Raw genomic sequence first — 6,642 nt, forward strand, 5'->3', positions numbered from 1 at the left:
GGGATTATCGGGATCGGGCCCGGCATTTGTGGCCCTGATGGTGGAAGCTTTAAGCGATGGTGGTGTGGCGGCCGGATTACCGCGAGCGATCGCGTCTCAATTGGCCATAGAAACAGTTTTAGGGACGGCAACCCTATTAAAAGAATCGGCCATACATCCGGGAGAATTAAAGGATCGCGTCACTAGCCCCGGGGGAACTACGATTGCCGGGGTGAGACAATTAGAAAAAGGCTCTTTTCGCTCGACAATTATCGAGGCAGTAGTGGCGGCCTATCATAGATCTAAAGATTTAGGGCGTAGTTCCGAAAAGTAATCTTGGTATCTTTTTTAACCATAAGTAGGTAGGCGTTAAAAATTATCAGACACCCCCCTTATCAAGGGGGGATTAAGGGGGGACTAAGGGGGGACTAAGGGGGGATCGGCACCCCCCTTATCAAGGGGGGCAGGGGGGATCGAACCTAAAATCCATTTTTAATTTAATTATAACCAGCTACTTAACTGATGTCTCGATCTGTGATAAGATACGCAGCAATTCTTGTCCAGAAAAAGTTATGAATAAGAAATCTAATCGTTTTGATTTAATGGCATTAATTGCCATTGCTGTTTTTTTTCTGGGGATTGTTTTCTGGAAAGTCCCGCTTCATTATCCCTATATCCTTAATTTTGATGAAGCGGTGGCCCTGGTACTTGCCTACGTCACTAAACAAGGTTATCGTCTCTACGAACAAGTTTGGCACGATCATTTATCGGGTTTATCTCTTTTACTAAATAGTTGGTTAAGCGTGACAGGATTTACTATCCATGCCGCGCGCCTTATGGTGCTTTCTTTGTCCACAATTATGTTAGGAATTTTTTATCTAATTCTGAGAGTTAATTGCGGAATATTAGCTTCTTGTTTATCGGTATTTATTCTCTCAACCTGTCTAGTGTATATTACCCTATCAACGACAATGTTGCGGGAGTTACCCTCACTTTTTTTTACAATCTTAAGTATTTTTATCATCTTTAAAGCCGTTCAATTCACGGGTAAGCTTAAGTATGGACTGTATTTACTCAGTGCCATTGCTTTCGTTTTTTCCCTGCAAATTAAACTTTCAGGCATTACTATTATCCCAACTGTAGCTTTAATTATTTTTCTCAATCAACAAAGTAGCTTTATTAAAAGAATCATTGATATTGTTATTTGGTCAGTCGCTGTCGTTTTAGTCTTTGTCTTGGGTTCCCTGACTATTTTTCCTTTTTCCTACGAAAATATTATTAAATCTCATGTCAGCGTTGCCTCTAGTTTTACTCAAGAAAATCTCACCTTATGGACTCTCTTACAAAGCGCCCTACAGCACGAACCAATTTATCTAATCGTGACAGCGATCGCTATTATAGCGATGGTTTTTACTCGCAATATAATACCACTTTTACCGCCCTTGATCTGGTTGGGTTCTAATCTATTTAGATTCGCCACAGTCGCCCCAATTTGGCCTTATTATTATATCCATTTAATTATTCCTGCCGTTTGGATAATTGCCTTATTTGTCGAACAGTTTAAAATTAATGATAGTCTCGCAGAATTTAGGCAAAATCGAAAAATAACCCAGGAATTAGTTCTCAAAATGCTGATTTTTATCCCCCTGTCTGGTCAATTTCTCTTTAATACCTTGAGAATAATCACCAATCGTGATCCTGCAATTAATGCCTACGTTCAATTTAATAAAAGGTATAAACCTCTTTTAGCAGAAGCTGTGTTTGAAAAATTTAAAAACTCCGATAAACTTCTGTTAACCGACAATCCTCACTATATGTATCAATATTTCTTGAAAACACCCCCAGAAACTGCTGTCATCACCAGAAAGAGATTTATGAATCAGAATCTTGATGGGGATTTTATCCTAGAAGTTATTGAAAAAAGACAGCCCGATTTGGTTTTTCTCTATCGATTTGAAAAGGAATTTCTGCAATCACCAAAACTCAAGGATTATTTAGAGAAAAATTATATCCAGTTTCCCGATCAGCAAGAAAAAGGAACTCTCTTTATCAGTCCGAAAACTTGGCAAGAATATCAAAGTAAGGTTAATTAGGGCTTGCTGAATAAATCTAAAAACCTTGTTGGATAATATCTTTAGGCTTTTTTGAAATCAAAAAGTTCCGGGCCTGGGAGTGATCGGGGGGAAAATTTAGGCACTTTTTCCCTGAAAATTAGCTAATTGACCACCTCAAAATCGCTAAAACCCTACACCCCACACCCTGCCCCCACGAACAACTTTTTGCCGCAAACCCTAATGAGAAATTGTGGACGGGGACTATTAACGTTTTTTCTTTTTTACCGGTTTTTGAGCCACTTTTCGAGAACGTTTATAGGCCGATCCGATCCAATCACTACAACTATGACTCATCGCCCCTAATTCTAAACCCAGGAAAATAGCGATCGCTACCCGGGGATACTGTTGCCATAATGCGATCGCTTGCTGCGGCCACAGTCGCCAATCCCAGTCTATACCCCAGAAACTTTGCAGGATGGGAATGATGATGATCGCCGCTAGTAAAAGAAAACTACCGAAGTAAAATAACCGAAAAATTGTGCCGATCAATAAACCGTGGGATAACCAACCGCGATGACGGATCATAGAACGATAGGGTAGCCACAACCAGCGCAGATAACCCCAACGTTTGTATTGTACCGAGTGGATGTCCAGATCTGGTCCAAACAGGAATCCGCTAAACAAATAACTGGCCAAGAGTAACAGGGTTAATTTACCACTGCCACTGACCAAAAAACTCGCCCCCGCAATCGGTGGCAACAGAATTAGGGTAATGCGATCGTGAGTTCGACCAGAGGGCATCGGAAAAAAATTAACTCGCTCAAAAAAATAATATACTTTTTTGAAAATATATGTTATACTGAGAAAGTACGAAATTGATTCGGGCGTTTAGCTCAGTGGTAGAGCGCCTGCCTTACAAGCAGGATGCCGTAAGTTCGACCCTTACAACGCCCATTTTATTCGATCCTTGCCTAGTCAAGCTCTCACTCCTGATCGCCGGTTTAGATTAAAACTATTGAGGGGAATTGCTGCTGGAAGGCAAAATTGCGACTATTTGCTAGTAAGCTAGTCAGTAGGTACTAGGATTAATTCATCGCGGCACACTGGTTATATGGCCAATTGGAAATGTATTAAAAATTGTGGAGCTTGTTGTCAACTAAATCCCGATGAGCGTCCTGACTTAGAAGAATATCTGACTCCCGCACAATTAAGTCAATATCTCAGCATGGTGGGGGAAGAAGGTTGGTGTATAAACTTCGATCGCCAAACCCGTCTCTGTACCATTTATGACCAGAGACCAGAATTTTGTCGTGTTCAACCCGATATTTTTGCCAAAATGTATCAAATTGAACCGGGAGAATTTGAGCAATTTGCGATCGATTGCTGTCATCAACACATTGAGGATCTTTATGGGGAAGATAGCCTAGAAATGAATAGCTATCGTCAGCAAGTAGGCTAAGATTTACCCCTATCCCAGAAATAACTCAGATGGGGAAGAAAATAAGTGGTCTGGTTATTGTCCCGATCCTCTCCATCGCTAAACCAGTAAAATTACGGAATTGATTGTTTCCCTGTTGAGGATAAGTCTATAGGAAACTCAAAACCTCTAGGGGTGCAGAGTTTGAGTCCAGGACAGGGAAAAACTATCATGAAAAAACCAGAAAAACAGCGCCGCAGACGCGGGGTTATCCTCACCCCCACGGGACTAGAAAAATTACTTACTGCCAAACAAGAAGCGGAATATCGGGATAATCGCGGTCATCGCTTCACCCTAGAAGTCCTCAGCGAGAAAACTCTTTTAGGGGTAGATACTCTGATGAAGGTATTTGCTTGTGAATCGGGAGTGGATAAACAAACCCTGAAACATTGTTTTCAAGCTTTTAATTTAACTTTAGAAAATAGCGATTATTATCGTCCTAACCTACCAGAAACTAATAGTATTAATCCTCAACTATTGCCTGAGTTACCAGAGGGACAAGTCCCCCTCAATTCCCCCTTTTATATTCACAGAAACAATCTAGAACAGACTTGTTATCAAGAGATATTGCGCGGGGGTAGTCTTATCCGGATTAACGCGGCCAGAAAAATGGGAAAAACTTCCCTGATGACTAGAATTATTAATTATGCTCAACAACAGCAATACCATACACTTTATTTCAGTTTTCGGTTAGCAGAAAGCTCAATTTTTCAAGATTTAAATCACTGGCTGCGTTGGCTTTGTGTTAGTATTAGTCGTCAGTTAGATTTAGACAATCATCTCCCAGAGGATTGGGATGAATTCTTAGGGGGTAAAATTAACTGTAAAATCTATATAGAAAAGCATATTCTCTCCCATCTTGATCGCCCTTTAGTGCTTGCCTTTGATGATCTTGAATATCTTTTACCCTATCCAGAGCTAAGGGAAGAATTTTTTAGTATTCTGCACCTCTGGCACGAGGAAGGCAAAAACAAACCTCTCTGGCAAAAATTACGTTTAATTGTTGCCTATTCCCCTGCACAGGAGCTTGATAAAACCTCAGATATCTATCAATCTCCTTTTAGTCTTGGTTTACCGATCGAATTGCCTAATTTTACCAGCGCACAAGTACGAGAATTAAGTCAAAGACAGGGATTAGATCAGAATTTTGACTGCGAAAAATTACGGATATTTCTAGGGGGTAATCCCTATTTAATTCGTCTTGCTTGCTATCATCTTGCTCGGGGTAATTGTAGCCTAGAAAGCATTTTGGCTACTTCTATCGGCGAGGAAAATAATATTTTTGCAGGCCATCTTAAACGTTTACTTTGGCATCTGCAATACTTAAAGGGCAATTTAGCGGCTATCTTTGCTAAGGTGGTGATGGCGGAAAAAGACATAGAAATTGATTTAATGGCAGCTTTTCACCTAGAAAGTCTCGGACTAATTCACCGACAAGGTAAGTTTTGCCGAGTCAGTTGTCCTCTCTACCGTCAATATTTTGGCGAATATTTCCGGCAACGTTCTGTTTTTTTGCCTCGAAAAACTTCTATCCTCGCCAAAAAAATTACGCTTGCTCGCTTTGATACTTCCGAAAAAAGTCGCTATGCTATGTAATTTATAGTCCGTTAGGCGCTCGGCTAACACAGGCTAGGAGTGCTAAAGTTATCACCATAAACATCCTCAAGGAAAATCAACTCGGTGCGGACAATCCTGCTGCAATCTCTTCTTTGGCTTTCCGTGCTGCTGCGACTAGATTATTCTTCGTCTGTTTAAACGACTGATCCCATCGTTTTTCTTCTTCAATTTCTGCAATATAAGCTCGAACGTACTCTACTAACTGCTCTTGAAGCTCATCAGGCAGAGACTCAACCATCTTGATGATCGTGGTAATAGCAGGAGAGGGCATGGTATCTATCAGCGTAGTAGGTTTTCTCTATTCTACAACGTCCACCGCAAACCCAAAATGATATGATCTTTATTTCCTCTGTGTCTGGAGTGGTTTTTATTAATGAGCCTTGCTCAAAACCAAACAATTCATAATTGAAGAGCGAGGTATTTATGGGTAAAGAAGAAGAAATACTTAAACAATGGCGAGAACTGACACCGGAAAAGCAACAAAAAGTTTTACAATTTGTTCAAACACTGAAATCTAAGTCAGAAACAACAGCACCACTTAATTAGGAGTCTAACCCATGAGCGGCCCCACCATCGAAACCGATTTAGGAAAAATCCTAGACCAGATTAATCAGAATCTTAAAGAGACCAATCAGAAGCTAGACGCGCTCCAGAAAGATGTCACAGAGATCAGGATTGTTCAAGTCAGATTCGAGGCCGAAGTCAAGGGATATCTCAAGGCATTACAGGGAGAATTCAACACCTTACAAGGTGATCTAAAAGAGATTAAAGGTTCCCAGAAAGCCCAAATTTGGGCATTAATCACCATCTTGGCAACAGCAGTTATCGGAACTGTTATCCGCTTTGTCATCACTGTTCCCCCTGTTAGCAACCCCTAACTCCCACTGCCGGGGAACAGGCTTCTGGTTCCTGTTTGATATTCAGGTAGAATTAATGATAGAATTGGTGCGTTACGGCGGATTATTAATTTTGGTTTTTTGACGGGATTTGTAACCGTCTAAGGGAGCCTACACATCTTCTCTCAATGAGATCATCAATTTTTTTTAGGTACTTAATCAAATTTCTCCAGATGATTTATGAGTATCCTCTACTGTCTCAATCCCGAATGTTCCCATCCTCAAAATCCGACTCATTATAGCTATTGTCAAGGATGTGGCGGAAATTTAAGCCAAACTAGCCAATCATATTCTTTTCATAGCCGTTATCTCATTGTCGGAGTATTAGGCGAAGGCGCATTCGGTAGAACTTATCAAGCTAAGGACTTGAATTTTAATCGCAAACCCCGGGTTATTAAAAAATTTATTGCTCAAATGCAGGGAGCTGCTCTGGAGAAGTCTAAGGAGTTATTTCAAAGAGAAGCGGAAAAATTAGACGAAATGAACTACCCCGCCGCAAGCGGACGGGGTATCAGAATCAAAATAGACTCAATTGTAGATTTTGGTGTAGCTGCAGGTATTCTTTATCTTGTTCTTTTACATATCTCGCTATCATACCTTCATCCCCATGCTTTCCTAC

8 protein-coding genes, 1 tRNA gene and 2 pseudogenes are annotated in these 6,642 nt (G+C 40.7%); 8 read left to right on the forward strand and 3 right to left on the reverse strand.

Annotation, left to right across the window (positions count from 1 at the left end):
* Together PX482_RS17565 and PX482_RS17570 are read left to right on the forward strand one after the other, a co-directional pair.
* The coding region (locus tag PX482_RS17565; RefSeq protein WP_288122774.1) for a pyrroline-5-carboxylate reductase family protein at positions 1-313 on the forward strand (313 nt) is incomplete at its 5' end.
* Positions 314-551: 238 nt separating this feature from the next.
* Positions 552-2,072, forward strand: a complete 1,521-nt coding sequence (locus tag PX482_RS17570) for an ArnT family glycosyltransferase (RefSeq protein WP_288026094.1) — start codon at positions 552-554, stop codon at positions 2,070-2,072.
* Between the two features lie 225 nt (positions 2,073-2,297).
* On the opposite strand, the gene PX482_RS17575 is transcribed toward PX482_RS17570, so the two are convergent.
* Positions 2,298-2,834, reverse strand: coding sequence for a metal-binding protein (locus PX482_RS17575; protein ID WP_002762946.1), 537 nt, complete (start codon positions 2,832-2,834; stop codon positions 2,298-2,300).
* A gap of 81 nt (positions 2,835-2,915) precedes the next feature.
* Here PX482_RS17575 and PX482_RS17580 point away from each other — a divergent pair.
* The 3 genes from PX482_RS17580 (at position 2,916) to PX482_RS17590 (ending at position 5,106) form a co-directional block, all read left to right on the forward strand.
* Positions 2,916-2,987 (forward strand) — tRNA-Val (locus PX482_RS17580).
* 157 nt (positions 2,988-3,144) lie between these two features.
* Positions 3,145-3,492 carry a YkgJ family cysteine cluster protein gene (locus tag PX482_RS17585; protein ID WP_002762944.1) on the forward strand — a complete coding sequence of 116 codons (348 nt, stop codon included), beginning with the start codon at positions 3,145-3,147 and terminating at the stop codon, positions 3,490-3,492.
* Between the two features lie 189 nt (positions 3,493-3,681).
* Entirely contained in the window at positions 3,682-5,106 is a 1,425-nt protein-coding gene (locus PX482_RS17590; protein ID WP_002762942.1) for an AAA-like domain-containing protein, read from the forward strand.
* A 76-nt stretch (positions 5,107-5,182) separates the two neighbouring features.
* Here PX482_RS17590 and PX482_RS17595 read toward each other — a convergent pair whose 3' ends face one another.
* Positions 5,183-5,398, reverse strand: a complete 216-nt coding sequence (locus PX482_RS17595; RefSeq protein WP_002762940.1) for a hypothetical protein — start codon at positions 5,396-5,398, stop codon at positions 5,183-5,185.
* 152 nt (positions 5,399-5,550) lie between these two features.
* Between PX482_RS17595 and PX482_RS17600 the strand changes: the two genes are divergently transcribed.
* The 3 genes and pseudogenes from PX482_RS17600 to PX482_RS27805 form a co-directional block, all read left to right on the forward strand.
* Positions 5,551-5,673 (forward strand): hypothetical protein, encoded by a 123-nt coding sequence (locus PX482_RS17600; protein ID WP_002762935.1) that lies wholly within the window; start codon positions 5,551-5,553, stop codon positions 5,671-5,673.
* A gap of 11 nt (positions 5,674-5,684) precedes the next feature.
* Positions 5,685-6,005, forward strand: a complete 321-nt coding sequence (locus PX482_RS17605; RefSeq protein ID WP_288026098.1) for a hypothetical protein — start codon at positions 5,685-5,687, stop codon at positions 6,003-6,005.
* A 198-nt stretch (positions 6,006-6,203) separates the two neighbouring features.
* Positions 6,204-6,257: pseudogene (locus tag PX482_RS27805) on the forward strand (4-Cys prefix domain-containing protein); the annotation flags it as partial.
* Positions 6,258-6,540: 283 nt separating this feature from the next.
* Here the strand turns inward: PX482_RS27805 and PX482_RS17610 are convergent.
* Positions 6,541-6,642, reverse strand: a pseudogene (locus PX482_RS17610) (IS200/IS605 family transposase); the annotation flags it as partial.

Source organism: Microcystis sp. M53602_WE12 (assembly GCF_030065455.1).
In the GTDB taxonomy this organism is placed as follows: domain Bacteria; phylum Cyanobacteriota; class Cyanobacteriia; order Cyanobacteriales; family Microcystaceae; genus Microcystis; species Microcystis aeruginosa.

What these genes read in the sequence shown, in the direction of transcription:
- PX482_RS17570 (WP_288026094.1), top strand. Translation starts at nt 552, where the DNA reads ATGAATAAGAAATCTAATCGTTTTGATTTAATGGCATTAATTGCCATT.
- PX482_RS17575 (WP_002762946.1), bottom strand. Translation starts at nt 2,834, where the DNA reads ATGCCCTCTGGTCGAACTCACGATCGCATTACCCTAATTCTGTTGCCA.
- PX482_RS17585 (WP_002762944.1), top strand. Translation starts at nt 3,145, where the DNA reads ATGGCCAATTGGAAATGTATTAAAAATTGTGGAGCTTGTTGTCAACTA.
- PX482_RS17590 (WP_002762942.1), top strand. Translation starts at nt 3,682, where the DNA reads ATGAAAAAACCAGAAAAACAGCGCCGCAGACGCGGGGTTATCCTCACC.
- PX482_RS17595 (WP_002762940.1), bottom strand. Translation starts at nt 5,398, where the DNA reads ATGCCCTCTCCTGCTATTACCACGATCATCAAGATGGTTGAGTCTCTG.
- PX482_RS17600 (WP_002762935.1), top strand. Translation starts at nt 5,551, where the DNA reads ATGGGTAAAGAAGAAGAAATACTTAAACAATGGCGAGAACTGACACCG.
- PX482_RS17605 (WP_288026098.1), top strand. Translation starts at nt 5,685, where the DNA reads ATGAGCGGCCCCACCATCGAAACCGATTTAGGAAAAATCCTAGACCAG.